This is a genomic window from Brucella rhizosphaerae (assembly GCF_002252475.1).
Lineage (GTDB): Bacteria > Pseudomonadota > Alphaproteobacteria > Rhizobiales > Rhizobiaceae > Brucella > Brucella rhizosphaerae.
This window is the reverse complement of sequence record NZ_NNRK01000017.1, coordinates 203628-229616: the sequence shown is the minus strand read 5'-3', so window position 1 is coordinate 229616 and position 25989 is coordinate 203628. Positions and strand designations below refer to the sequence as shown.

Below are 25989 nucleotides of genomic sequence, written 5' to 3'. Positions count from 1 at the left end.
CGGTTCTACATGCCCAATCAACGGCCCTATCAAAGCCCTATTTCGCCCGGCATATCATGGTACGAAGCGAGCGTTGCTGAACGTCCGCAATATCCCGAGCTGGATGGTGCCCGGCAGGCTGATGTCGTCGTCATTGGCGGAGGTTATACAGGGCTTTCGGCAGCCTATCACTTAGCGAAACAAGGCGCAGACGTCGTTCTGATCGAGGCCGCTCGCTTTGGTGATGGTGCATCTGGCCGCAATGGGGGACAGTTTGGCACTGGCCAGCGAACATGGGCCGAAGATCTCGAAAAGCAGTACGGACTGGAGCGCGCAAAAGCACTGTTCGATGTAGCAGAAGAGGCAAAGGCGCATCTTCTCGGTTTTGCGCGCGAGCATAGCATCGACATGGAATATGTGCCCGGCCAGATATCGGCCGTGCACAAGCCGCGCTATCTCAAACACTATCAGGAACATGCGGAGTTGATGGCAACACGCTTCAACTATCCGCATGTGCGTTATGTTGAGCGCGAGGAAATGGCCACATTGCTTGGTTCAAACCGCTATTACGGTGGCGTTTATGATGCCGGCACAGGCCATATTCATCCGATGAAACTGTTGATTGGTCTGGCTAAAACTGCCGAGACCACTGGCGCTCATCTTTATGAAAACACCACAGCCACGAAAATCAGTACGGCAAGTGGGCGCATCGAAGTGGAAACGGCGCGTGGTACAATTTCGGCCAAGAATGTCTTCATCGCAGTAAATGCTCACGGCGGCGATCTGGAGCCGATCAGTGCGGCCCATGTCATGCCTATCCGATCATTCATCGGAGCGACTGCGCCTTTGGGTGATGACAGCCCGGTCATTCCCGGTGGGGAATCTGTCGATGACTCGCGTTTTGTGGTGCGGTATTTCCGTAAATCAATGGACGGCCGTCTGCTGTTTGGCGGACGCGAAGCCTACACGGCAGACAATCCGCGGGATATCAGCGAGCATATCCGCCGACAGATTGCAGAAATCTACCCGGCGCTGGACAAGGTTGAAATCACGCAAGCATGGGGCGGGTCGGTTGGAATAACCATGCCACGGCAGCCATTCGTGCGCGAGGTAATGCCCGGTGTTATTTCCGCTGGCGGTTTTTCCGGCCATGGTGTGATGCTGGCCAATTACATGGGCAGACTTTACGCCGAGGCAATCAGCGGCAAGCGCGAGAAACTCAAGCTCTTTGAGGAACTGCGGATTCCGGCCTTCCCCGGAGGCCGCACTTTCCGTGCACCGCTGCTATTTGTTGCGCTGTCATGGTATGCGCTCATGGATCGTATTTAGGCTTTTCCAAAGCGTAAAACGATACTCAGGCGTTGAACGAATTTCAAAGAAATGGGCGGGGCTTTTTCCATGCCCCGCCCATCGCGTTATGCTCTCCTGAACGACATTTCACCAGGCTCTGATGGCCAGACGTTGATAAGTCTCTTCCACGATATCGCGCATAGGAAGCACACCGCTGAGGCAAAGCAGAGCATGCATATGTTCACGCGCACCTTCATAGCCAATAACAGGCGCAAAAGGCTGCATGACAACACCCGGCTTACTTGAATAAAGTTCCTGATACTCTGCGAAATTTGTGAAACTCTTGTAGCTTTCGCCGCGCATCAGATAGGTTTCTACTGCAACGCCTTCAGCCAGAACCGCCTCGTGGCTATCTAGAACGATGTTGTAATAATCAACTGTATCTTGTGCTGGAATACGTGTGATGGACCGGCCGTTTACCAAGTCCTTCGCGCGGATCAGAACACCGTCAATGTAAAGCGCATGGTTTGGTGACAGATAGAGATCGCGATAAGGGGTCTTGCCGTCCAGAGAATGTCGCGCAAAACGGATCGGCATGATGTCTTCGTTCCAATCCGCGCCGCTTTGCCGGTAACTTTGCCAACCGATCCATTTGACGGGCATCACGATACCATCAACCGTCTTCACCAGATCGCCAGGATCAAGTTTTTCTACCGCCACGGGCCCATTCGACGTTTCGACGAGAGTTCCTTTCAACAGGCAGTTGGAGCCGGAACCGCCACCCTCGCTTTCCCACCATTTCGTGCCCATAGCGCGTGCTGGCAAAGACGATAAGGACGAAGCCAGAGCGCCAATTGCGGCGGCCCTTGCGGCAAGCCCAGCGGCCGCTCCCAGAAAATGTCGCCGTGCACGATTGCTTGGCGAATGCCGATTTTGATCTGCTGACATGAGTCCCTCCGCTCTTCAAGCGCTACGGCATCGAGCCAAAAATCAGCGTGGATTTTTGCAAAGCACGATGCGCCAATTCCAGAACCTGAAACGCCCTACCGTGTTGCGCGGATGTGAAGCGCTCCAATTGCTTTGCCCCAAGACTACGATTCTGATCTTACCTGATCACCCCTTTGAAAATATTACAGTAATCCGTGCAAAAGCCTCCGCAAATAGACGTAGCCTATACTCAGAATGGTGGAGGTTGGACGGGGTTTTAGTCGCATATGGGAGCACGTTAACGCTAATCGAGGTTAAGGGATAAGCCTGATGCCCTCTCTTTCATAAACCCGCAATGCCAACAGGGTTTGACAGAAAAACATGCAATCGCCGCCGTTTTGCACGGCATCGGTATTGTCTCTGGTTCGCCGCATGCGCGCAGCCAACCGACCCGCTAAAACAAAGTTGACATTCTTGCGAAGCAGGAATAGCAAAGCGCCATGATTAAAGCGCTCATCAACACCCGTTCTTATTACGCCCCGCTCATATAGCGGCGGGTTTGCTTTGTCATAGTTCAACCGCTGCATTGCCAGCGGTTTCGTATGAAGACAGTGCCTCTGGCCTTGCAGCCATTCAGAGGTCAGTTCATGTCTCGCGACGAAAACAGCATTCAGCATAACACAATCGGTATTATCGGCTTTGGTGCATTCGGGCAGCTTATCGCTCGTTACCTGAGCCCTTATTTCCGGCTGTATGCTTACGACACTGTCGCGGGACTGGATAATATTGCTGGCGCACTTTCCGTAACACTCACTCGCATGGAAGACGTCGCGCGTTGCGATATCGTCATTCTGGCTATGCCAGTCGCTCGTCTTGAACATGTTGTTGAAGCGATAGCGCCGCATTTGCGTCCGGGTTCGCTCGTTTTGGATGTGGGATCGGTCAAAGTCAGTCCTGCCAACATCATGCTCAGTGGCTTGCCCGATAATGTCGATATCATTGCGACACATCCACTTTTTGGCCCGCAAAGCGCGCGCGATGGTATTGCCGGTTTGAAGATTGCCGTCTGTCCCGTTCGCGGCTTACAAGGGGCGCGCATCGGTGCTTTTCTGCGCAAAAATCTGGCGCTGGATGTCATCATGACCACGCCCGAAGATCATGACCGCGATGCGGCTATGGTTCAGGGGCTCACACATCTGATTGCCAAAGTATTGGTTCAGATGGAACCTCTGCCCACGCGCATGACAACCAGAAGCTTCGACCTGATCATGCAAGCTGTAGGGATGGTTCGCCACGATGCACCGGAAGTTTTTCATGCTATCGAACGTGCCAATGATTTCGCGCCGCAAATTCGTCAGCGTTTTTTCGAACTGGCTGCTAATGTGAATGAAGAACTGAGCCGTACCCCGCAACCATGACTGCAACCATTTTCTAAGATCCGGAGTGAAAGTTCAATTCATGAATCGCGATACGCTTTTCCTTCTGCAACCGGGATTTGAAGATCCTGCCTATCCCGGCCAGGTTTTCTATTGCTGGCACTGTGCACTCATCGAAGGGGTACTGGCTTCATTTCCTGAATTGGGAAAGGGCCTCGACATAAAGCGGATTGCCTGGGCACGCCCCAGGCAGGAAGTCATTGCTCTTGTGGGCGAAGAAAACCAGTCTTTGCCTTTGCTGATATTGACGAAAGGTGATCCTTCGGTCCATCAGACGGGCGAGTATGAAGGGAGTGTCTTCATCTCAGAAAAGGATGCTATCCTTGAAGTCCTTGCTGAACGGCACGGTTTTCCGTTGCCACACCCGTAATTGAAGGTCCGGCCTTATGAGCGGCAAAATTCTGATCAGCGCCTGCCTTGCAGGGCATCCGGTCCGTTACAACGGATCAGCAAAGCCGCTTGTGCATCCGCTGATCGATCAATGGCGCGCTGAAGGCCGGCTGGTTACGGCTTGTCCTGAACTTATGGCGGGGTTCACTGTGCCACGTCCACCTGCAGAAATCGCAGAAGGGCGCAATGGCGAGACTGTCTTGTCTGGTCAGGGCCGGGTAATTGAAGAAAACGGTGGCGATGTCACAGCACAATTTGTCGCTGGCGCGAAAGCAGCTCTTGCCCTCGCCCGCGCTAATGATTGTCGTTTTGCGCTGTTGATTGATGGCAGTCCGTCCTGCGGCAGTCGTTCAATTTATGACGGTAACTTCGTGGGTCAAAAACATTCAGGCGAAGGTGTTACTGCCACCCTTCTTCGCAAACACGGAATAGAAGTGTTTTCTGACACCGAGATTGAAGACCTGGGCGTGCGCCTTCAGACCACGACCAACTAATATAACTCTTCCAGAATCCACTCTCTAAAGACACGCACTTTGGGCAGGTTCCGCCGAGATTTCGGATACACCAGCCAATAAGACTGACCGTCATCACAGAGAAGATCAAAAGGTTGAATGAGCTGACCTGACGCGAGTTCAGCTGTGTGAAAGGCCGGAGTAAGGATACCCACCCCCTGACCCGCAGCAGCCGCACGTCCTTCAAGATGCTGTGCGCCGTATCGACTAAACGAATTGCCCTGAATGGTCGGGTCTTCAATACCGGCTGCCGAATACCAGATTTTCCACCATGGGTCGGTTGGATCAATGGCGCGCAGACGCAACAAATCGGCAGGCTCTTTTATGCCTCCAACAGATTTTGCAAGCGTGGGGCTCAGCATTGGCGTGAATTCGGCTTTAATCAGCTCATGCGAGATAAGTCCCGGCCACTCACCTCTGCCGCTGCGAATAGCCATGTCGATATTCGACGTCGAGAAGTCGACCATATCATTGGATGTGTCCAGCCGAACAGCAAGCGAGGGATGCTGCATCTGGAACGATCCCAATCGCTGCACCAGCCAGTTGGCCGCAAACGTGACAACGGCGCTTATCGTCAAAATGCCTTGTGTATCTTCACGAGCTGCCGCAAAAGCCGCCCGCATAGTTTCAAAGGCTTCATTGATTGAAGGGGCCAAACGCTTGCCAAGCTCAGTCAATTGTACCTGCCGTGGCAGACGCAAAAATAGCGGCGCCCCAATGCGCTCTTCCAGCAGCTTTATCTGATAACTCACAGCTGCCTGCGTCATCCCAAGCTCTTCCGCAGCACGCGTAAAACTCGCATGGCGGGAGGCCGATTCAAAAACGCGAATAGCAGAGAGCGGCGGTAGCGGTGACGTCATCATACATAAGTCCTCCTTATGTATGCTAATTGACGTTCGATTGGAAAACAACGCATTTTTCCATCATAACCATAGGTACAGTTTAAACGATAGCCAGCCGTGATATGAGGCTATCATCTTAAGAAAATCGAGAACGACCATGCGTGATGTTGAGATCTGCTCATCAGCGATTGCCGCAGCTTGTCCTGAAGGCACTGTCTTTTCTGGATGGCGTGGATGGATTGCACGTCTTTTCAACCGTAAGCAAAAGCACTACGTAGTCAGCGAAAACTCGCCTGAATATTTGCTGCGAGATATCGGCCTGATCGAAGGACGATCATCGCGCCTTTCTCGCCACAGACAAAAACTTCCTGAATGGAAGTGACTCGCTACCCATTAACGACCGCAAAGCCGCGAGCTTTCAGGCCGCGGCGGTCTTCACGCAGATTATCGATGAGTCTCGTACGACTGCCACTAAGATGCGCCGTCATAAGGCTGGTCGCTTTCTGCGCATCACCTTCCCTCACCGCATCAAGAATGGCCCGGTGCTGCACCCACGCACGCGCCAGCGCCTCAGTGTCACGTACCTCCAGCCAACGCGCGCGCGAAAGGCGCTGCATGGCATCACGAACCCCACGGCTCAGAAATTCGTTGCCCGAAAGCCGCGCAAGTTCGATGTGAAAATCCATACCAACGCGATGCCATTCCTCTCGCGAGGTTTGCGCGTCGCAACTATCAAGCAAGGCCATGATCGCATCCACGCCGCTACGATCTTCAAGCGCACATGTGAGCTGTAAAGCAGCAATTTCCAGAACTTCACGATAGACGCCAATCTGCTCTATCTCATTGAGATTGATCGGCGAAACGGTCCAGCCGCGCCCTTCCCGCCCGACAAGCCCCTCAGCTTCCAGCCTGAGCAGAGCCGCACGGATTGGGGTGCGTGAAGCACTGAATTGCGCCTCGATCCAGCGTTCGGTGAGACGCTCGCCCGGTCCGAGTTCAAGCCCAAGGATCATATCGCGAAGCTGTTCTTCGACTTGCCGCATCTGTGACATCTGATCCTCACTTATTCATTCTTCAAGAACTCATGCCCACCAACACAGGTCCCCACTCTTGGGAGAAATGTTTGATCCTGATTGACAAGCCATTCCGACAGGCGCATTTGTGTATTCCAATTTGGTATCCCAAAATGGAATACAAAGCAATCGCACCTGGGGCGGTTCCCATTAAGACTGAATCGTTGGAACCGCTCTAACTATATGTTCGTACGCATTATCCTACGCAAAACCGCTTCGCACTTTTGCTGGAAACGCTTTAATATCAATGGAACAGAGCATGAGTACCCAGCGGGCCGAATACCGCAGCAAGGCCACAGCACAATCGTCAACCGCGATTGCAATTGACGAAAACCAGGAACGGCATTGGAAGCAGAACCTCGTAATCTGCCTCGTAGGGTCCTTCACAACGCTTGTTGCCATGTCGCTGCTTCTGCCGTTTCTTCCACTCTACGTGGAACAACTTGGTGTCGCTGATCATGCCGCCATTGTGCAATGGTCCGGCATTGCATATGGCGCGACGTTTCTCGCAGCAGCAATCGTTGCTCCGTTCTGGGGCAGACTCGGCGACCGTTATGGCCGCAAGCTGATGCTGATACGTGCAAGTCTGGGCATGGCTATCGCTATGTCATTGATGGGTATGGTCACGGATATCTGGCAACTCGTGGCTCTGCGGTTATTCGTCGGCATTGCCGGGGGCTACTCGTCGGGTTCGATGATCCTTGTCGCTACGCAAACGCCAAAAGACAAAACGGGCTGGGCGTTGGGCGCACTTTCGGCGGGCATTATGGGCGGCAATCTGGCTGGTCCTTTGCTCGGTGGTGCGCTGCCCCCTTTGATAGGTATTCGTGCGACTTTCTGGCTGGCTGGCAGCGTGATTTTCCTCACCTTTCTGGCCACCACATTTCTGATCCGTGAGGAGAGGAAACCGCCCAAGCGCAGCAAGGAACAAAGCCGGGAATCTGCCTGGTCTGCCATTCCGGATCGCAAGCCAATCATCGCTATGCTTGTGACAGGTATGTTACTAATGTTCGCAAACATGTCTATTGAACCAATCATCACGGTCTATGTCATGCAATTGATGGACGATCAGGCCAAAGTGACGATGATATCCGGCGTGGTGATGGCTGTTGCAGCGCTCGGCAGCATCCTTTCGGCTTCCAGGCTTGGACGTCTGGCAGACCGTATAGGCCACACGCGCGTCATCATCGGTGCAATGACGATTGCAGCACTCCTGCTGATACCGCAAGCCTTTGTCACAGAGGCCTGGCAGCTGATTGGCCTGCGCTTTCTGATGGGGTTGGCCTTGGGTGGACTCTTGCCCTGTATCAGCAGTGTCATTCGACACAACGTTCCTGATCGGGTCGCAGGCAGTGTTCTCGGTCTTTCAGTTTCAGCGCAATATGTGGGTCAAGTTGCAGGTCCCGTTGCAGGTGGGTTCGTTGGCGGTCGTTTTGGCATGCCTGCGGTATTTCTCTGCACATGTGCACTTATGGGCGCAGGAGCAATTTATAATTGGAGCGTTCTGAGAAAAGCTTCACAGAATTGATGCATGAGGACGATAGTTACCCTCACTCCCCGATTCTTCGAGACAAGCCATGACGACACATATTTTTGCGCCCTATGACGCTCTTGCAGCTAAGCTTTTGCCACACGCATTAGACAGCCATGAGGACGGATCACATGATCTTTCCCATCTCGCTCGCGTCTGGAAAAATGCGGCCACCATCCAGCAGACGGAAGGCGGCGATGCAGAAGTGTTATGCGCAGCCGCTCTCCTGCATGATTGTGTGAGCGTGGAGAAAAATTCACCTGACCGTCACCTTGCCTCGAGCTTAGCTGCCGAAAAAGCATCCAGTCTGTTGAGTAAGCTCGGCTGGAACGAAGATCGGATCGCAGCGGCGGCACACGCCATCAAGGCACACAGCTTCTCTGCCAATATCGAGCCACACACCGTTGAAGCTAAGATTTTACAGGATGCAGACCGGCTCGATGCAATCGGTGTCATTGGGGCAGCACGCTGCTTTTATATCGCAGGACGCATGGGCAGCGCACTTTATGACTGGCAAGACCCGAAGGCAGAAAGCCGCCCGCTCGATGACAAACGCTATGCGCTTGATCACTTCCGAACAAAACTTTTCAAGCTTGCTTCCGGATTCAAAACAGAAACCGGAGGCCGCATGGCTGCGGAGCGCCATGAAAAGCTGGAAGCAATTTTCGATGATTTTCTTGGCGAGGCTGGTTGCCAGAGCATTTCCAGTTTAAGCTGAATCACTGGAAACGCTCTATCTGCTTGTTTTCACGCATGTCTTTATCCCAAAATCGGCTCTCGCTTTTGGGAGACATGCTCTAGATCGAGTAACCGCCATCGACATTGAGGGCTGTTCCCGTCACCATAGAAGATGCATCAGAGGCAAGGAAAAGCGCAGCTTCCGCAATATCTTCTGGTTTGGAGAAACGGCCAATTGGGATAGTGCTTTTCAGAAACTCACGAGCCTGCGGCGTGTCCTCGGCAAGAAACATCCCCAAAGCTTCGCTGTCGCTTTCGGCAGGGCAGATGCAATTGACGCGAATATTCTTGTCAGCAAGTTCCAAAGCCATAGCTTTGGTTGCACTCACCACCCAACCCTTGGAGGCCGTATACCAGGCGAGGCCCTTGCGCGGACGATTTGCGGTGGCGGAAGCAGTGTTAATGATAACGCCGCCACCCTGATGTTCCATGATCGGCACGACAAGCAGCGTCGAATGGTAGATCGCCTTCATGTTGACGGCATTGATGAGATCGAAATTGTGCTCATCCACTTCCGTCAAAGGCATGTTGCGATGCGTAAAACCAGCATTGTTGACCATGATGTCGATGCGACCGAATTTATCGAAAGCCGCACGAGCCAGCCGCTCCATATCGTCTCTACGCGACACATCGGCCTGTACGGACAGCGCATCCTTGCCGATGTCGGCAAGTTCATCTTCCAGACGCTTCACATTCACATCAGCCAGCACAACTTTGGCGCCTTCAGCTGCAAAGCGGCGCGCTATGGCAGAACCGAATCCCGATCCAGCACCTGTGATAATCGCAACCTTGTCCTGCAGCCTCTTCATGTCATTCTCCTTTTGCGGATGAGAGATATGATCCGCCCGTCAAATCACTACAACTATATTCAACATGGGTGTGTTCGCGTTGAAATATGGCCCTATGTTGAACACGTCATCTATGCATATGCGGTTAACCGAGATGCAAAGACAGCTGTAATTGGCAACATTCGCGAGAATGTTACTTTGAATGGTTGAATTTAAATCGATTAGATTATAGACAGAGGCTGCACGAAAATCGCAATCTGCTATTAGCAGACTGATTTGCGTTAGAAGTGGAAGAGAGCAATATATGACCAGCCAGATAATACCGGTAGAGCCCTTCGATTGCATCGTTTTCGGCGGTTCCGGCGATCTTGCCGAACGCAAACTGATTCCTGCGCTGTATCAGCGCCAGCGTGCGGGTCAGCTCAGTGAGCCGACGCGCATCATCGGTGCCTCGCGTAGCGCCATGACCGATGATGAATATCGCAAGTTTGCACGCGATGCGATCAACGAGCATGTGAAGGCTTCTGAAATTGACGCCAAGGAAGTTGATGCTTTCGTTGCTCGTCTTACCTATGTTGCAGTTGATGCCAAGTCCGAAGAAGGCTGGGCTGCTCTCAAGGAAGCTATAGGCAAAAAGCCTGAAAAGATCCGCGCTTTCTATCTGGCTGTTAGCCCGACGCTGTTCGGTGACATCGCCACCCGTCTCAAGTCTCATGGCCTGATCACTCGCGACACACGCATTATCGTTGAAAAGCCAATTGGCCGCGATCTTGAATCCGCCAATGCGCTTAACGATACAATCGGCAGTGTTTTCCGCGAAGACCAGATTTTCCGTATCGACCATTATCTCGGCAAGGAAACCGTCCAGAACCTGATGGCTCTGCGCTTCGCGAATGCGCTCTATGAACCGCTCTGGAATTCCGCACATATCGACCACGTGCAGATCACAGTTGCCGAAGCTGTCGGCCTCGAAGGTCGTGCTGGTTATTACAATACCGCTGGCGCACTGCGCGATATGGTGCAGAACCATATTCTCCAGCTGCTCTGCCTGGTCGCCATGGAGCCACCTTCGTCCCTTGAGGCCGACGCAGTACATGACGAAAAGGTCAAAGTGCTTCGCTCGCTGAAGCCAATCACAACCGCTAATGTCGAAGACGTGACCGTTCGCGGCCAGTATCGCGCCGGCGCATCAGCAGGCGGCCCGGTAAAGGGCTACCTGGAAGATCTCGGCAGCGACACCAGCAACACGGAAACCTTCGTGGCGCTTAAGGCAGAAATCGACAACTGGCGTTGGGCTGGCGTTCCATTCTACCTGCGCACGGGCAAGCGTCTTGCAACTCGCGTGTCGGAAATTGTCGTCACGTTCAAACCAATCCCGCATTCGATCTTCGGTGAAAATGCCGGAAAGGTTGTAGCCAACCAGTTGGTTATCCGCTTGCAGCCTGATGAAGGTGTGAAGCAGTGGCTGATGATCAAAGATCCGGGCCCGGGCGGTATGCGCCTGCGTCACGTTCCACTGGATATGAGCTTTGCAGAATCGTTCAGCGAACGTAACCCCGATGCTTATGAACGCCTGATCATGGACGTTGTTCGAGGCAATCAGACGCTGTTCATGCGTCGCGATGAAGTGGAAGCTGCATGGCGCTGGGTCGATCCTATCCTTCAGGGATGGGAACTGAACAACCAGCTGGTTCAGGGTTACACGTCAGGCACATGGGGACCTTCGTCTTCCATCGCCCTCATCGAGCGTGATGGCCGGACCTGGCACGAGAGCCTGTAAAGAAAGCCCTAAGCCCCGGAGACATTGACAGACATTTCCGGATCAGTCTTTGTGCCAAAAAAGAAAGAGCGAGCGCGAATACCCGGTATGGGGGGTGCTCGCTCTGGACTGTCCTGACTTGAAAGGTATGGCATGAGCATCGAACGGCACGATTTCACCAGCGGAACGGAACTGGCCCAGTCGCTTTCTGAAGCGATTGCGGACAAGCTGGCTGCCGCTATCGCTGAGCGGGGGCAAGCGACACTCGCTGTCTCTGGCGGCACAACGCCGCTCAAGCTGTTTGACATCCTATCTCGCAAGATGATCGACTGGACACTCGTTACAATTACGCTTGTTGACGAACGTTTCGTCGCTCCAAGCAGTGAACGTTCCAACGAAAAGCTGGTGCGCGACCATCTATTGCGCGATCATGCAGGGGTCGCAAAGTTTGTCGGGCTCTATAATCCGGCTGCGACGGCTGAAACAGCGGCACTTGCTGCCGCCAATCGCATTGATGCACTGCGCCGCCCTTTTGACGTCGTTGTGCTCGGCATGGGCAATGATGGCCATACGGCATCGTTCTTCCCGAATGCCGACAGACTTGATCAGGCCATTGATCCTACGACCAAGGCCGTCGTTCTGCCGATCCATGCAGAAGGTGCAGGCGAAAAGCGTCTGACCCTTACGCTACCACTGCTGGCTGAAGCCGACATGCTGGTTCTGCACATTGAAGGTGCAGCCAAGCAGGCGACGCTTGAGAAAGCGCTCGCGGGCGACGACCAGAATGAAATGCCGGTGCGTGCGGTATTCCGCCATGCCCGCAAGCCGATCCAGCTCTACTGGACGAGTTAACGGTTCCGATCATAAACGCAGCAGTTTGCGTTCGGGACTGTCGGATTAAACCGCAGGCAAACCTCGCACTATTTTAGCAGGTGATACCCATGACGACGCAGACTGCACATATCCGTATCAGGAAAATTACCGAGCGTATCGTTGAACGCTCGAAACCCAGTCGCGAGGCCTATCTTGGACGCGTGCGCGACGCTGCGTCCAGGCAACCCCATCGCACGGTGCTTGGATGTGCCAATCTCGCGCATGGTTTTGCAGCCTGTGGCCCGAATGACAAAGCGGCGCTCACTGCTGATATTGTCCCAAACCTTGGCATTATCACCGCCTATAATGACATGCTGTCCGCGCATCAACCTTTTGAGACCTATCCTGAACTGATCCGCAAAGCGGCGCGCGAAGCAGGTGGCGTGGCACAGGTCGCGGGCGGCGTTCCTGCAATGTGCGACGGCGTCACGCAAGGCTTTGCAGGCATGGAACTCTCGCTGTTCTCACGCGAAGTAATTGCAATGGCGACTGCCGTTGGCCTGTCACATGACATGTTCGATGCTGCCGTCTATCTCGGCGTCTGTGACAAGATCGTGCCAGGACTGATCATAGGCGCTTTGACGTTTGGTCATCTGCCTGCGGTCTTCATTCCGGCTGGTCCTATGACAAGCGGCTTGCCGAATGATGAGAAGGCAAAAACCCGTCAGCTTTATGCCGAAGGCAAGGTCGGGCGCGCGGAACTGTTGATCTCTGAATCGAAATCCTATCATGGACCGGGCACCTGCACCTTCTATGGTACCGCCAATTCCAATCAAATGCTGATGGAGATCATGGGGCTGCATCTGCCAGGCTCGTCCTTCATAAATCCCGGCACGCCTTTGCGCGACGCCCTCACCCGCGAAGCAGCCAAACGCGCGCTGGCAATCACCGCATGTGGCAACGAATATACGGCCGTCGGTGAAATGCTTGATGAGCGCTCTTTTGTGAATGGCATTATCGGGTTGAACGCCACAGGTGGCTCGACCAATCATACAATTCACCTGATCGCCATGGCAGCTGCGGCAGGCATTAAGCTCACATGGCAGGATATTTCGGAAATATCCGACGTTGTTCCGCTTTTGGCGCGCGTCTATCCAAATGGACTTGCCGATGTGAATCATTTCCATGCCGCAGGCGGCATGGGCTTCCTGATCCGCGAACTGCTTGATGGCGGCATTCTGCATGAAGATGTCCGCACCGTTTGGGGCGAAGGGTTGCGACCTTACGCGATCGAGCCCAAGCTCGGTGCGGATGGCAATGTCGTGCGTGAACCGGTGCCCGAAAAGAGCGGTGACGACAAAGTGCTGGCCAAGATTCACGCGCCTTACCAGCCAACCGGCGGCATCAAGATTTTGACCGGCAACATCGGCAATGCAATCATCAAGGTTTCCGCAGTGAAGCCTGAACGCCATGTCATCGAAGCGCCCGCAAAAGTCTTCAACGATCAGTCTGAATTGCAGGCTGCATTCAAAGCAGGTGACCTCACTGGCGACTTCATCGCCGTTGTCCGCTATCAAGGGCCGAAAGCCAACGGAATGCCTGAACTGCACAAGCTGATGACTGTGCTTGGCATTTTGCAGGATCGTGGACAGCGCGTGGCACTCGTCACTGATGGACGCCTTTCCGGCGCATCAGGTAAAGTGCCTTCCGCAATCCACGTTACACCCGAAGCCCTGGACGGCGGCGCGATCGGAAAAATCCGCAATGGCGACATTGTTCGGGTTGACGCTGTCAATGGAAAGCTGGAAGTGCTTATCAACGATACGCTTTTTGACGAGCGCATCGAACAGCGTCCAGACCTCTCCGGCAATGAATACGGAATGGGGCGTGAACTTTTCCGCGCTTTCCGCCAGATCGCTGGCCGCGCCGATGAAGGTGCATCCGTATTCTAAAGCATGTCGCGAAAAGTGGGGAACGGTTTTCCGACAACGATATTCACAAATACAAAAAGGGCCGCGTAAACGTTGCGGCCCTTTTTTATTGATCTGAACTTTAGAAGACTGGCTTATCAAAGCCCACGCTGCGACAAGCAGCTGTCAGCGTATTTGCCATCAGCATGGCGATGGTCATAGGACCTACACCACCTGGAACCGGCGTAATGGCACCGGCCACTTTTTCAGCATCTGCAAAATCGACATCGCCAACCAGACGCGTCTTGCCTTCACCCTTTTCAGGTGCCGGAATGCGGTTGATACCCACATCGATAACGGTTGCGCCAGGCTTAACCCAATCGCCCTTGACCATCTGCGGACGGCCAACAGCGGCGACCAGAATATCAGCCGTGCGTGCAATTGCCGGCAAATCCGCGGTGCGGCTATGCGCAACGGTCACGGTTGCATTGGCAGCAAGCAACAGATTGAACATCGGCTTGCCGACAATATTGGAACGGCCAATCACAACAGCATTCAGACCAGACAGATCGCGGCCATGAACGCGCTCAATCATAATCATTGCGCCAGCCGGTGTGCATGGGACAAAAGCCGTATCGACTTCACCAGTGCCAAGCTTGCCGACATTGATGAAATGAAAGCCGTCGACGTCCTTTTCCGGCGAAATGGTCTGAATCACACGACCTGAATCAATGTGTTTTGGCAGCGGGAGTTGCACCAGAATACCGTGTATGGCCGGATCGTTGTTGAGGCTGTCGATCAGATCGAGAAGTTCTTGCTCAGATGCATCTTCCTGCAAATCATGCTGAACAGAAACAAAGCCACATTCCTTGGCCTTCTTGCCTTTCGAGGCCACATAGACCTGACTTGCCGGGTCTTTGCCTACAATCACCACTGCGATGCCAGGAACGACCCCGGTCGCACTGACGAGCTTTTCAGTCTCACGCTTTACCGTGGAAATCACATCCTCAGCGAGCGTCTTGCCATCGATCAATTGGGCCATATCGAATGCTCCGTTTAAGAGCGTATCCCGAAAAGTGCGAAACGATTTTCGGATAAGATACGCTTCAATCAAATAATCGGAGCCCAGTCTGATCTATTCAGATCGACGAGCGCTCCAGGCAGGCGACGCCTTGGGATACATCGCCTTTATCCAGCAGACATGCCAATAAGCGTCATCAACGGATATGACAATCTCGAAAGCAGAAGTTTCAGGATAAAGTCGCAAAATGCCTGAGTGTGAAGGCGATTTCGTATAGCAGTGCAAATGTAACAAACACCGCATGATAACGCCGGTTATCGGTAAACATTGCAATAAGGCTTCCCGCAATCAGCGCACCGACGCGAATAGGATATTCAATCCCGTAAAGATTATAATGCTCCATGCCTTTGAGAAGCGTATCAATGACATCCGCGACATAAACCACTGCAAGAATGCCGAAAAACCATTTGCGTCGGGAAATGAAGTAATCGCGATAGCCGGTATATTCTTCCATACTATCTGGAAAGAGCAACGTGCAGAGCAGGAAATAAAGCCCCGCATAAAAAATCACGAAGAAATATTTTTCAAAAGTCCAGAGATGAATGGTCCTCAGATTGAACTCGAACCACCAGAAATGGATGACCGACAGCAGGATGAAAGCCACCCATGCCAAATGGACCGGGTATATTTTCTGCTTTCCCGGATGCTGTATGAAACGTGCGGAACCCGTCAGCAGACGTGATACGCAAAGACCCAGAATGATACCGATGATAATGCGGACGTGGGTAAAGGCCTCCGCAGGTGGCACGCCAATCGTTAACGCCGGATCCATTGTTTCCCTCAATGCTATTTTATGAAGCATTCTGGAATAGAAAAGTAAGCAATCAATAAATCAAAGTAAAATTGCAAAAATTAAGCGATGCCAACTTGCGTCGGCATCGCTCCAATAACTATCAACAGACGACTGATTTTAGTTGATGGAATTCAGGAAGACTTCCCAGCTTTCAGACCAATGCGTACGGATTTTTTCGTCCGCGGAACGAATGTTACAAGTCTGGAGATCGCTTTCCGGGATTCCCTTCTGGGTTTTTTCACACACCCAGACATCACTGTTTTCAGGTGTAGTGGATGCAACGATACTGACAATTTTATTGTCTTTGATACCAAGCAGGATATCAAAATCGGCTTCATCATTATTGAAGGCCCACGAGCAATACTCATCAAAATCCGGGCGATTTTCGCTTGGAGCACTGCAAGCCTTGTCCCTCACTGGAGCCAGCTTATCCATGAAAGCTTTACCCGCAGATGACGTAAGAACAAGATCAGTATCAGACAACTTGCTGATTTCCTTAACACCCCATTCCGGTCCAGCAGGCGTTTCTGCCGCTGCAGCACCTGCGACCATGACACCTGCTGCAATCGCAGCCACACGCACGATATGGAAAGCTCTTCCAAGCATTTGCTTCACCTTTTAAAGCGATGTTTTACAATAGATTTATCAGCCAATATTCAATTTCAGCAACGAGAGTTATCTATAAAGTTGCTGATATTCAACAAGGAATTTCTCCCAAGTCTGGAATACACGCCCCACCTCGCCCTTCAGACTTTTTGCCGTGAGCCTTGCGATTTGTGTCTGCGGAAGGCTATACCGGACACAACAAACGGCAGTGCTTCAACACTCGATTCATGAAGGCGGAACATTCTCATGCAAGATACAGTTATTCTCGTTGGTTGCGGCAATATGGGCTTTGCAATGCTGAAAGGCTGGCTCGACAGCGGCATTTTGCAATCCGAGAATGTGTATGTTGTTGAACCTTCAGAAGCTCTTCAGAGCCGTGCCGCTGGTGTTGGCGTCAATGCCTGCTCAAGTGTGGATTCCCTGTCTGACGATTTAAATCCACGTATGATCCTTATCGCGGTTAAACCACAGGTCATGGGCGATGTATTGCCTGCATATAAGCGGTTTGCGCCAAATGCGACCTTTGTCAGCGTGGCTGCAGGCATTCCAGTTTCATTTTTCGAACAGCAACTGGGCAGCGACGCCCGGATCATGCGCTGTATGCCCAACACACCAGCCGCAATTGGCAAGGGCATGCTTGTGACCTACAAGAATGCGAATGTGCGTGAAGAAGATGCGGCTTTTGTGAAGAGCCTGCTCAAGACGTCTGGCAAGGTGGCGAGCATTGAGGACGAAGCACAGATGGATGCCGTAACGGCCGTTTCGGGTTCAGGCCCGGCCTATGTGTTCCACTTCATCGAAGCGTTGACCGATGCCGGTGTGACTGCTGGTCTTCCGCGCGAAACCGCGGCACTTCTTGCCATGCAAACTGTTATGGGCGCGGGTGCACTTGCAGCTGCAAGCAGCGATAGCCCAACCAAGCTGCGTGAACAGGTGACAAGCCCCAACGGCACAACGGCCGCAGCGCTTGATGTGCTCATGGGTGACGATCGCCTCAAGAATCTGGTCGCTGAGGCAGTGGATGCAGCTCGCAAGCGTTCTATCGAGCTTGGTAAGGCCTAAGCAATAATTCTCGGCACCGCTTCAATAAGCGCCTTTGTGACAGGCGCATGCGGCGCTGCAATCAACTCTCGTGCCGGGCGGCATTCAATAATCCGCCCGCGCTCCATCACCGCAATGCGATCAGCCATCTGTGCTGCAACTGCCAGATCATGCGTGATGAACAGATAAGCCGTACCTTCGGACTGCTGTATTTCCCGCAACAGTTTGAGAATTGCACCGCGCACTGTTACATCAAGCGCCGATACTGCTTCATCCAGAACGATAAGCGACGGAGACGTAGCAAGTGCGCGAGCAATCGCTACGCGCTGGCGCTGACCGCCGGAAATCTCATGCACGCCGCGTTTAGCGAGCCTGGCATCAAGGCCGACCTGTTGCAGAAGCTCGGAAACGTTCCGGCTCAGTCTGTGAATCCGCAACGGGTCGCGCAGCAACTCGTAAACGCTTGCCCGTGGGTTGAAGGCGGAAAGTGGATCCTGAAATACCATCTGCATACGAGCACGAAGCTTACGAAGAGCAGAACCTTTTGGTGTGAGCCAATCTTCACCCTCGAAATAAATCTTGCCACCATCAACAGGGTGCAATCGCAACAACGCTCGTGCAAGCGTTGATTTTCCACTGCCAGAAGAACCAACGAGAGCCAGCGTTTCACCCGGAAAAATTTCGAGGCTTACTCGGTCGAGGGCCATCTTATCGCCGTAGCGCACGACCATTTCGCTCGCCTCCAACAGAGCCCTAACCATGTGCAGTCTCCAGTGTGGGAACCGCGTTGATGAGTAGCTTCGTGTAATCGCTTTGCGGACTACAGATAACCTCGCGCGCCGTACCAAGTTCCAAAAGTTCGCCATGCTGAAATACTGCAATGCGGTCCGCCAGATTAGAGGCCAGAGCAATGTCGTGCGTGATGAAAATCAGCGTCATGCCGTCTGCTCGCACCAGATCACGCAGAAGAGCTACGATTTCACTTTGCACAATAGTATCGAGCGCGCTCGTTGGCTCATCAGCTATCAGCACCTGCGGGTTGGCCGCGATCGCAAGCGCTATAGCAATGCGTTGTTTCTGGCCACCAGAAAACTGGTGCGGGTAACGGAAGAAACTGTCTTCCGGTTCGGGAATATGGACACGCTCTAACAGCCTGATCGCTTTGATCTTTGCGGCTTTGACGTCAATCTTTTCATGGGCGCGAACTGTTTCGACGAGTTGTGTGCCGATACGCATAAGCGGATCAAAGCTTGAAGCCGGGTCCTGAAATACAAACCCGATGTCGCGACCCAGCTTTGGTAGCCCCTCGCGCCAATTGATGCGTCCTGAGACAACCGCATTAGCTGGCAGGAGATTGGCCAATGTCAGTGCCAGTGTGCTCTTGCCGGAACCGCTTTCACCAATAATTGCGAGGATTTCACCGGCATCGATAACAAGATCAACATCTTGCAGAGCAGCATCCCGACCATACTGAATACTGAGATTTTGAAGGCTTACAAGAGACTTCATGACTGCACCTCGCGGCGCGACGTCGCATTGGTAATCCCCTCACCTGCAAGATAGACGCCGACGACAGTGAGTGCCAATGCCAGTCCCGGCAAGATCGATAGCCATGGTGCAGAACGCAGAACCGTGCGACCTTCGGCGATCATACCGCCCCACGTGACGCGATTAGGATCACCCAGTCCGAGAAATGATAAAGCCGCTTCAATCAAGATTGCTGAGGCAACGATCACCGGAACCAGCGCCAGAACTGGCGGTAAGGCATTGGGCAATATTTGCCGAAAGGCAATCTCGAGCGGGTGCATACCGATAACCCGAGCCGACGCCACATAGTCGCGCTCACGGATCGAAAGCACTTGCCCTCGGGTAAGGCGTGCGGCCTGCGTCCAGCTTGAAAGGGCGATTGCCGCAACAAGAACCGACAGTGATGGTCCGGCAATACTGACCAATGCCAGCGCCAGAAGAAACCCCGGTACGGTTTGAAAAGCTTCCGTAACCCGCATCAACACTTCATCGACAAATCCGCCAGCAAAACCCGCCAGCGTTCCGACGATACTACCTATGAGGATTGAAGCTACAGCGGCAGCAAGCCCTACAATCAGCGAAATACGACTTGCATGAAAAAGCTCGGCCAGAACATCGCGTCCGAGCCGGTCAGTTCCAAGCGGAAACGTTGTGTTGTCAAAAGGTGCAAGCAAAGGCGTTGCAACAATGCGCTGGGGATCGCCGGGGAAAAGCAGCGGCGCGAAAAGAGCAGCAACGATCAACAGAACGAGAATGATTGCGCCCGCGATGCCCTCGCCCGTACCGAAATAGCGTTTAAACCCGTTCATGATCCAGCCTTCCCCGCAGCAATACGCGGATCGAGCCAGAGATAGAGAAGATCAACAACGAAATTGACGACAATCACCATAAGAGCGCTCGTCAGAATGATGCCAAGCAACAGCGGCGTGTCACGGCTTGCCATCGCCTCCTGCGCCAATCGCCCAAGACCCGGCACAGCAAAGACGCTTTCAATCACCACGCTGCCGCCAAGCATTGAAGCAGCTTGAAGCCCAAGCATGGTGACAACAGGCAGAAGCGCGTTGCGTGCAACATGGCGCACAACGATGTGCGGGCGAGAGATGCCGCGTGCTTTCAGTGCTCTGACAAAATCCATTCGCCAGATATCAGCCATGGAAGCACGCATGACACGGAGATAAAGCGCCAGATAAATCAGCGCGAGCGAGACAACCGGTAGCACCAAATGGCGCGCTATATCGATTGCGCGCGCCAATCCTTCTTTACCTGAGGCAATCGTTTCAATCCCGCTTGAAGGTAGCCAGCGCAACCTGATGGAAAACAGGATCACCAACACCAGCGCCAGCCAGAAACCTGGAATGGCATACAGCACCAGCGATGCAACGGACAAGAAACGGTCGCGCAAACTACCGGGTCTCGCGCCTGCAACAATGCCCAACAGAGAGCCAATAGCAAAGGACAGTGCCGTCGCCGCTCCCATGAGCCAAAGCGTATTGGGCAGCCGCTCAAGGATCACATCAAGAATGGGGCGGTTGAAACTTACCGACCAGCCAAGACTGCCGTGGAGAAGTGCTGACAGATAAGCGCCAAGTCTGTGCCAGATCGATTGATTCAGTCCCCAACGTGCGCGCATTTCGGCAATGGCTGTGGCATCCCCGCCAAAGCTTACAGCATAGGCATCGACAGCGTCGCCCGGTGCCGTTTCAAGCATGAGGAAACAACCAATAACAACAATCAGCAGCACAATAATGCTGCCAATCAATCGTTTCCTGAAAAGGGTTAGAATCTGTGCCACGCTTTGAGCGTACAATCAAAGCAATGCTTCGTCACGGTGCTATCCAGACATCTGCCCAGTTGGATACCGCCCAGCGCGGGTTGTTGGAGATGTTTTTCACGCGCTCGTTAGCGACGGTTATAAAGCCCCATTCGGCCACATTGATGAGAGGCAGATCAGCTTCCACCAATTGCTGGAACTGATGATACAATTCGATGCGCTTCTTCTCATCAACTTCATGCGCGGCCTTTGCGATCACCGCATCGAGCGCCGCATTGGTGTAACCACCCTGATTGGAAAAAGGAACGCCCGCAGGAATTCCGCTTTCAACCAGAATGGTAGTCGAAATAGCAGGATCACCTCGATAGACAGTCGGTGCGATAGCAAGATCAAAATCGTGATCCGTATAAACAGCCTTCTGATGAGCGGCTGAATCATTGTTGACAATGCGTGCATCAATCCCGACTTCTGCAAGCGCCTGCCGGAGATAATCGCCGAACTGTTTGGTTTCATTGAAATAAGGTGCTGGCAGAAGTTTCAACGCAAACCGTGTACCATCAGTGCCACGCTTGTATCCAGCCTCATCCAGAAGCGCGTTCGCCTTCTCCACATCGAGAGGATAGGCTGTTACATCGCCGGTATAGAATTGGTCATCGTAGTGTGGCACAGGACCAGTCGAGGTCTTTGCGAAACCAAGAAAAATCGTTTTGACTAGGAAATCGCGATCAATGGCATGGGCAATGGCCTGCCGAACCTTGAGATTATTTAGTTCCTTGCGCCGATGATTTATCTCGACAACAAGCTGATACGTCAGCGCTTCATAGCCTTTGGAAATGACCGTCAGCCCTGATAATTTTGAGACACGATCAAGGTCGGCCAAAGGTACGGCGGAAAACGCTGCGAGATCAATTTCTTCGGCTTCCAGCGCTCCGGCTGCGGCTGCGCGGTCCGGCAGCACACGATAGATGATCTCATCGAGATATGGTTCGCCCCCTCCCCAATAAGCATCATTTTTCACAAGCCTATAATATTCGCCGGCCTTGTGTTCTGCATATTTGAAAGGCCCGGTGCCGATCAGCTTTTCATTCGCCGGATTGGAGGCAATGTCAGTGCCATCAAAAACATGCTTCGGCAAAACAGCAGTCAGCGCAGGGAGCGCGTTGCGGATAAGCTGAAACGGCGTAGGTTCACTGAAATGGAAAACCGCCGTATGCTCATCAGGCGTTTCAACTTTTTCAAGCGCCTTGAAAACCACTCGGCCGAGGTTTTGCAGCGGCTTCCAGACTTCCATCGCCGAAAATGCCACATCTGCAGAAGTGAATGGCTTATCGTCATGCCATTTTACACCTTCGCGTAAACGGAACGTCGCAGTAAGGCCGTCATCTGAACCTTTCCAGCTCAGTGCCAGACGTGGCTCAAGACCATTTTCGCCATCAAAAGCAGCTTCCGCCAGCGGTTCTATCACTTTGCTTGCAACGAAGAAGACACCATTGGACGCGACAATTGCCGGGTTGAGATTGCGCGGTTCGGAATCCGCTGCAACAACCAGTCGCCCACCTTTTTGCGGCTTTTCCTCTGCCGTCGCCCACCGCGGTAAAAGTGGCAGAGCCACCAGCGAAGTCGAGCCAACCAGAAACGCTCTGCGCGATGCAATAAACCGAGCCATGTCACTGCCTCTGAAATTCAATTCCCTTTTTTCATTGTCTACACTGGCCAAAAAACAAATGCAGGGCAAATTCTGTCACAGTGGCAATAAATATCGAAAACTGTTTCTCTTTTTCGAAGTGAATACAATTTTTGGAGAGATAAAAAATCCTTAAAAGCGTTGGACATCGACGCCTCTAGCGGCCCGCTTCAGGCTGAATTGATTTTCCCCGTTCCGCTCATTTAAAGAAATTTTCTCCTTGCCAAGCACCCGTCCTTGCATAGATCATGGTTAATTATGTGTTGTCGTATTCCGTGAGCAGAAATTGATGCGGCACATGCATGAAGAGCGAGTATCGGCTCTTTTTGAACCGCATTTGCGGAGTCCTGTATCGAAGTTTCCGTAGATGCCTGAAGCTGAACCACCATTGAAAGAGAGGAAACAGACATGTCTAGTTTGCTGCCCCCACTTCATGACGGTCATGCACCGATCTATTTGCATCACGCATTTCAGGACGCAGTCGATGCTTATGAGCACTGGAATCTGGAAACAGCAGAACCAGTCGTAGCAATCAATGGTAAGATCACGCGGATAAGTGTCGTTTTCCGGCGCCTGTGGAGCTGTACCGACACCATTCCTCGTCATACACTTGAAGCATTGAGGGACATCGTTCCGTCCAGTCTCATCCATGCGGAACGCTGGAAAGAAAATGCAACATTCGCCGATGCTGCCCACCTGATGAGGACAGCGATCGAATGGCGCAAAGCACGACGGCTTCCCGTCGTCTGCTGACATTACTTCAGCCGAAACAAGCAGAGCGCCTCTTCGATTGGGGCGCTCTCGTTTTTATTCACATCGCTTAACCGTGCCAATGCGAGCAGCGGATAACGCTACAGAAATTACCGCGATGAAAATGCGGCTCCTTGTCGGCAATAACATCCGCTTTCACGGTGCCAAAGGTCGTATCAGGCTTGTGTCTGATGCCGTCATAGAAAGCTTGAATGATGTATTCCTTGAACTGTGACGTACGTGGAAACGCCTTAACCACCGCATCTCGTTCGGCATCCGTGTATTGATCATAGGTCAGGCCCAGCACGTCCATTTGCCAATACTATCGCCGCACATGCCAGCAGCGCTTAATCTCAATGCTTCAATAAGATTGGTCTTAAAGCGCCGGATCAAGCTTGCGGAAGCGCACGCGTGCCGAACGCTCAATTGCTGCAACTGTCAATTCATCTAGGTCCCAGCGGTCGCGCAGCATCTGAAGAAACTCAAGCTCTTCCTGTTCGACATGCAAATCGGCAGCAGCAACTTCGACGGCCAATGCATAGGCGGTCTCGTAGAGCCTCACAGGCAGCACCTCATGCGCGAGATCAAGGATTTTCTCAAGTCCATCTTCATCGGCCAGAAGTACATAGCAATCGCTTGCAAGTTTCGGCAGGTGCTTTGGATCAAATCCCTGAAACACGGGCAAGCGCGATACCACATTACCAATGGAGGCAAGCTCTGCATCGGTCATGCTCGTATCGGCTGCAGATGTCGTCACCATGATGTAGACGAGAGCGTCCTGCTGTGAAATCTTGTTCATCAAATGCTCCTGCACCATGCGATCGGAATCAAAAACTGAAGGTCAACTGACGAGAAACGTAGGAAGCCTATCACACTTGCGCAAGGAAATTCGGCAGCAATAGGGTTAGCAAAGATTGACGCGCGCGTCACGGCGCGCCATAGAGCATAAGCGTGTTTATATGCACCGTTTTCAATGAATAAAGCCCTTCACAGGATATCAGGATAAAACCATGACTTCGCATCGCCTTCCCGAAATTACGCTGACCCCGGAACTGACCGCGGCGGCCGCGGAAGCGAAAGCATGGCCTTTTGAAGAGGCTAAGAAAATCCTGAAGCGTTATGCAAAAACCGGCTTGCCGGAGACCGTGATTTTTGAAACCGGTTACGGCCCTTCGGGTCTGCCGCATATCGGCACTTTTGGCGAAGTGGCACGGACCTCAATGGTGCGTCATGCCTTCCGCATTCTGACCGAAGACAAGGTCAAGACGCGCCTCATCTGCTTTTCCGACGATCTCGACGGTATGCGCAAAATCCCGGAAAACGTACCCGACAAGGCAGCGCTGGAACCTTTTCTGCAGTTGCCACTTTCTGCTGTCCCCAACCCGTTTGGTGGCAAATACAAGAGCTTTGCCGAGCATAATAATGCGATGCTCTGCCGCTTTCTGGATACTTTCGGCTTCGATTACGAGTTTGCGAGCGCGAGCGAATATTACAAGTCTGGCAAGTTCGACGCGGTTCTCCTGAAAGCCGTCGAACGCTATGACGATATCATGAAGGTGATGTTGCCAACGCTCGGTGAAGAGCGTCAGGCGACTTACAGCCCGTTCCTGCCAATTTCGCCTAAGTCTGGTCGTGTGCTCTACGTGCCGATGAAAAGCGTTGATGCCAAGGCAGGCACCGTCACTTTTGACGATGAAGACGGTGTTGAAACCACGCTGCCGGTCACTGGTGGCAACGTGAAGCTTCAGTGGAAGCCGGATTTCGGTATGCGCTGGGCGGCTCTGGGTGTCGACTTTGAAATGTTCGGCAAGGATCACCAGACCAATGCGGGCATTTATGATCGCATCTGTGAAATTTTGGGCGGTCGTGCGCCGGAACATTTCGTTTATGAGCTGTTCCTTGACCAAATTGGCCAGAAGATTTCCAAGTCGAAGGGCAACGGCATCGCGATTGACGAATGGCTTGCCTATGCGCCGACAGAAAGCCTTGCACTCTACAATTTCCAGAAGCCTAAGACCGCGAAGAAGCTCTATTTCGATGTCATTCCGAAGGCTGTGGACGAGTATTTCACTTATCTCTCCGCCTATGAGCGTCAGGAATGGAAAGACCGTCTGAACAATCCGGTCTGGCATATCCATTACGGCAACCCACCAAAGGTAAACCTGCCTATTACCTTCGCACTGATGCTCAACCTGGTCAGTGCATCTAATGCCGAAAATCCGAGCGTTCTGTGGGGATTCATCTCACGCCATGTGCCCGGTGTCACGCCTGAGAACAACCCCGAACTCAATGCGCTTGTTGGTTATGCGATCCGCTACTTCAACGATTTCGTCAAACCAACCAAGCAATTTCGTGCGCCGGACGACGTGGAACGTGCAGCACTTGAAGCACTGGATGCCAAGCTTGCAACGCTGCCTGCTGGCAGTGATGGCAACGCGATACAGAACTCCATTCTCGATGTCGCGCGCGCTATCGAACGCTATCAGGATCACACCAAGAAGAGCCCGGAAGGCGGCCCCGGCGTATCGGTATCCTTCTTCCAGATGCTCTATGAAGTACTGATCGGTCAGGAACGCGGCCCACGCTTTGGTTCCTTCGTTGCGCTTTACGGCATCGATGAAACCCGTGCCTTGATCCAGAAGGCGCTGGCCGGAACACTGTCATAAGCATTTGATAATTCTATGCGAAGCCCTGCCCGGACATTATCCGGGCGGGGCTTTTTTTGTAAGCTCCGTGCTGATCACTGGA

At 52.8% G+C, this 25989-nt stretch carries 27 protein-coding genes and 1 pseudogene; 13 read left to right on the top strand and 15 right to left on the bottom strand.

The window, feature by feature from the left end:
- The first annotated feature begins 9 nt into the window (after positions 1-9).
- Positions 10-1308, top strand: coding sequence for an NAD(P)/FAD-dependent oxidoreductase (locus CEV32_RS03195; RefSeq protein WP_094574090.1), 1299 nt, complete (start codon positions 10-12; stop codon positions 1306-1308).
- Between the two features lie 108 nt (positions 1309-1416).
- Here CEV32_RS03195 and CEV32_RS03190 read toward each other — a convergent pair whose 3' ends face one another.
- Together CEV32_RS03190 and CEV32_RS03185 are read right to left on the bottom strand one after the other, a co-directional pair.
- Positions 1417-2217 (bottom strand): Hint domain-containing protein, encoded by an 801-nt coding sequence (locus CEV32_RS03190; protein WP_094574088.1) that lies wholly within the window; start codon positions 2215-2217, stop codon positions 1417-1419.
- Positions 2218-2510: 293 nt separating this feature from the next.
- Complete coding sequence (locus CEV32_RS03185) at positions 2511-2783, bottom strand: hypothetical protein (protein WP_094574086.1); 273 nt, start codon at positions 2781-2783, stop codon at positions 2511-2513.
- Between the two features lie 60 nt (positions 2784-2843).
- Between CEV32_RS03185 and CEV32_RS03180 the strand changes: the two genes are divergently transcribed.
- Genes CEV32_RS03180 through CEV32_RS03170 form a run of 3 tightly spaced genes read left to right on the top strand, consistent with a single transcriptional unit; the run spans position 2844 to position 4516 of the window.
- Entirely contained in the window at positions 2844-3614 is a 771-nt protein-coding gene (locus CEV32_RS03180; RefSeq protein WP_094574084.1) for a prephenate dehydrogenase/arogenate dehydrogenase family protein, read from the top strand.
- 40 nt (positions 3615-3654) lie between these two features.
- Complete coding sequence (locus tag CEV32_RS03175; protein ID WP_094574082.1) at positions 3655-4002, top strand: DUF3088 domain-containing protein; 348 nt, start codon at positions 3655-3657, stop codon at positions 4000-4002.
- 16 nt (positions 4003-4018) lie between these two features.
- Entirely contained in the window at positions 4019-4516 is a 498-nt protein-coding gene (locus CEV32_RS03170; RefSeq protein ID WP_094574080.1) for a DUF523 domain-containing protein, read from the top strand.
- On the opposite strand, the gene CEV32_RS03165 is transcribed toward CEV32_RS03170, so the two are convergent.
- The gene (locus tag CEV32_RS03165; RefSeq protein ID WP_094574467.1) at positions 4513-5394 is read right to left on the bottom strand and encodes a LysR substrate-binding domain-containing protein; all 882 of its coding nucleotides are present in this window, start codon (positions 5392-5394) and stop codon (positions 4513-4515) included. The two genes, CEV32_RS03170 and CEV32_RS03165, sit on opposite strands and share 4 nt — an antisense overlap.
- Positions 5395-5533: 139 nt before the next feature.
- Between CEV32_RS03165 and CEV32_RS03160 the strand changes: the two genes are divergently transcribed.
- Positions 5534-5758, top strand: a complete 225-nt coding sequence (locus CEV32_RS03160) for a hypothetical protein (RefSeq protein WP_094574077.1) — start codon at positions 5534-5536, stop codon at positions 5756-5758.
- A 4-nt stretch (positions 5759-5762) separates the two neighbouring features.
- Here the strand turns inward: CEV32_RS03160 and CEV32_RS03155 are convergent, their stop codons facing one another.
- Positions 5763-6428, bottom strand: a complete 666-nt coding sequence (locus tag CEV32_RS03155) for a GntR family transcriptional regulator (protein ID WP_094574075.1) — start codon at positions 6426-6428, stop codon at positions 5763-5765.
- A gap of 280 nt (positions 6429-6708) precedes the next feature.
- Here CEV32_RS03155 and CEV32_RS03150 point away from each other — a divergent pair, with 280 nt between their 5' ends.
- Both CEV32_RS03150 and CEV32_RS03145 read left to right on the top strand, forming a co-directional pair.
- On the top strand, positions 6709-7977 hold the full coding sequence (locus CEV32_RS03150; protein ID WP_094574465.1) for a multidrug efflux MFS transporter: 1269 nt from the start codon (positions 6709-6711) through the stop codon (positions 7975-7977).
- A gap of 49 nt (positions 7978-8026) precedes the next feature.
- Complete coding sequence (locus CEV32_RS03145) at positions 8027-8698, top strand: HD domain-containing protein (RefSeq protein WP_094574073.1); 672 nt, start codon at positions 8027-8029, stop codon at positions 8696-8698.
- A gap of 79 nt (positions 8699-8777) precedes the next feature.
- On the opposite strand, the gene CEV32_RS03140 is transcribed toward CEV32_RS03145, so the two are convergent.
- A complete protein-coding gene (locus CEV32_RS03140; protein WP_094574070.1) occupies positions 8778-9527 on the bottom strand; it encodes an SDR family oxidoreductase in 750 nt (249 codons plus the stop codon).
- 283 nt (positions 9528-9810) lie between these two features.
- On the opposite strand from CEV32_RS03140, the gene zwf reads away from it, so the two are divergent.
- The 3 genes from zwf (at position 9811) to edd (ending at position 14030) form a co-directional block, all read left to right on the top strand.
- The gene (gene zwf, locus CEV32_RS03135; protein ID WP_094574067.1) at positions 9811-11286 is read left to right on the top strand and encodes a glucose-6-phosphate dehydrogenase; all 1476 of its coding nucleotides are present in this window, start codon (positions 9811-9813) and stop codon (positions 11284-11286) included.
- 132 nt (positions 11287-11418) lie between these two features.
- Positions 11419-12117, top strand: a complete 699-nt coding sequence (pgl, locus tag CEV32_RS03130; protein WP_094574065.1) for a 6-phosphogluconolactonase — start codon at positions 11419-11421, stop codon at positions 12115-12117.
- 89 nt (positions 12118-12206) lie between these two features.
- Positions 12207-14030, top strand: coding sequence for a phosphogluconate dehydratase (gene edd / locus CEV32_RS03125; protein ID WP_094574063.1), 1824 nt, complete (start codon positions 12207-12209; stop codon positions 14028-14030).
- A gap of 100 nt (positions 14031-14130) precedes the next feature.
- On the opposite strand, the gene folD is transcribed toward edd, so the two are convergent.
- From folD to CEV32_RS03110, 3 genes are all read right to left on the bottom strand, one after another.
- Entirely contained in the window at positions 14131-15030 is a 900-nt protein-coding gene (folD, locus tag CEV32_RS03120) for a bifunctional methylenetetrahydrofolate dehydrogenase/methenyltetrahydrofolate cyclohydrolase FolD (RefSeq protein WP_094574061.1), read from the bottom strand.
- Between the two features lie 208 nt (positions 15031-15238).
- Positions 15239-15841, bottom strand: a complete 603-nt coding sequence (locus CEV32_RS03115; RefSeq protein WP_094574059.1) for a hypothetical protein — start codon at positions 15839-15841, stop codon at positions 15239-15241.
- A 138-nt stretch (positions 15842-15979) separates the two neighbouring features.
- Positions 15980-16468 carry a hypothetical protein gene (locus tag CEV32_RS03110; protein ID WP_094574057.1) on the bottom strand — a complete coding sequence of 163 codons (489 nt, stop codon included), beginning with the start codon at positions 16466-16468 and terminating at the stop codon, positions 15980-15982.
- A gap of 246 nt (positions 16469-16714) precedes the next feature.
- Between CEV32_RS03110 and proC the strand changes: the two genes are divergently transcribed.
- Positions 16715-17530 carry a pyrroline-5-carboxylate reductase gene (gene proC / locus CEV32_RS03105; RefSeq protein WP_094574055.1) on the top strand — a complete coding sequence of 272 codons (816 nt, stop codon included), beginning with the start codon at positions 16715-16717 and terminating at the stop codon, positions 17528-17530.
- Here proC and CEV32_RS03100 read toward each other — a convergent pair.
- From CEV32_RS03100 to CEV32_RS03080, 5 genes are read right to left on the bottom strand one after another with little or no spacing between them, the layout of a single operon-like run.
- Positions 17527-18270 (bottom strand): ABC transporter ATP-binding protein, encoded by a 744-nt coding sequence (locus tag CEV32_RS03100; RefSeq protein WP_094574053.1) that lies wholly within the window; start codon positions 18268-18270, stop codon positions 17527-17529. The two genes, proC and CEV32_RS03100, sit on opposite strands and share 4 nt — an antisense overlap.
- Positions 18263-19018, bottom strand: a complete 756-nt coding sequence (locus CEV32_RS03095; RefSeq protein ID WP_094574051.1) for an ATP-binding cassette domain-containing protein — start codon at positions 19016-19018, stop codon at positions 18263-18265. The genes CEV32_RS03100 and CEV32_RS03095 overlap by 8 nt, the downstream gene beginning before the upstream one ends.
- A complete protein-coding gene (locus tag CEV32_RS03090; RefSeq protein ID WP_094574049.1) occupies positions 19015-19845 on the bottom strand; it encodes an ABC transporter permease in 831 nt (276 codons plus the stop codon). The genes CEV32_RS03095 and CEV32_RS03090 overlap by 4 nt, the downstream gene beginning before the upstream one ends.
- Positions 19842-20828 (bottom strand): ABC transporter permease, encoded by a 987-nt coding sequence (locus tag CEV32_RS03085; RefSeq protein ID WP_374882687.1) that lies wholly within the window; start codon positions 20826-20828, stop codon positions 19842-19844. Before CEV32_RS03085 ends, CEV32_RS03090 begins: the two co-directional genes overlap by 4 nt.
- Positions 20829-20859: 31 nt before the next feature.
- Complete coding sequence (locus CEV32_RS03080; protein ID WP_094574045.1) at positions 20860-22473, bottom strand: ABC transporter substrate-binding protein; 1614 nt, start codon at positions 22471-22473, stop codon at positions 20860-20862.
- Between the two features lie 426 nt (positions 22474-22899).
- Here CEV32_RS03080 and CEV32_RS03075 point away from each other — a divergent pair, with 426 nt between their 5' ends.
- Positions 22900-23244, top strand: coding sequence for a BRA0787 family protein (locus CEV32_RS03075; RefSeq protein WP_094574042.1), 345 nt, complete (start codon positions 22900-22902; stop codon positions 23242-23244).
- Positions 23245-23311: 67 nt separating this feature from the next.
- Here the strand turns inward: CEV32_RS03075 and CEV32_RS03070 are convergent.
- A pseudogene (locus tag CEV32_RS03070) lies at positions 23312-23557 on the bottom strand (phosphohydrolase); the annotation flags it as partial.
- Between the two features lie 60 nt (positions 23558-23617).
- Positions 23618-24040, bottom strand: a complete 423-nt coding sequence (locus tag CEV32_RS03065) for a tellurite resistance TerB family protein (RefSeq protein ID WP_094574040.1) — start codon at positions 24038-24040, stop codon at positions 23618-23620.
- A 211-nt stretch (positions 24041-24251) separates the two neighbouring features.
- On the opposite strand from CEV32_RS03065, the gene CEV32_RS03060 reads away from it, so the two are divergent.
- A complete protein-coding gene (locus CEV32_RS03060) occupies positions 24252-25907 on the top strand; it encodes a lysine--tRNA ligase (protein ID WP_094574038.1) in 1656 nt (551 codons plus the stop codon).
- Positions 25908-25989 lie beyond the last annotated feature (82 nt).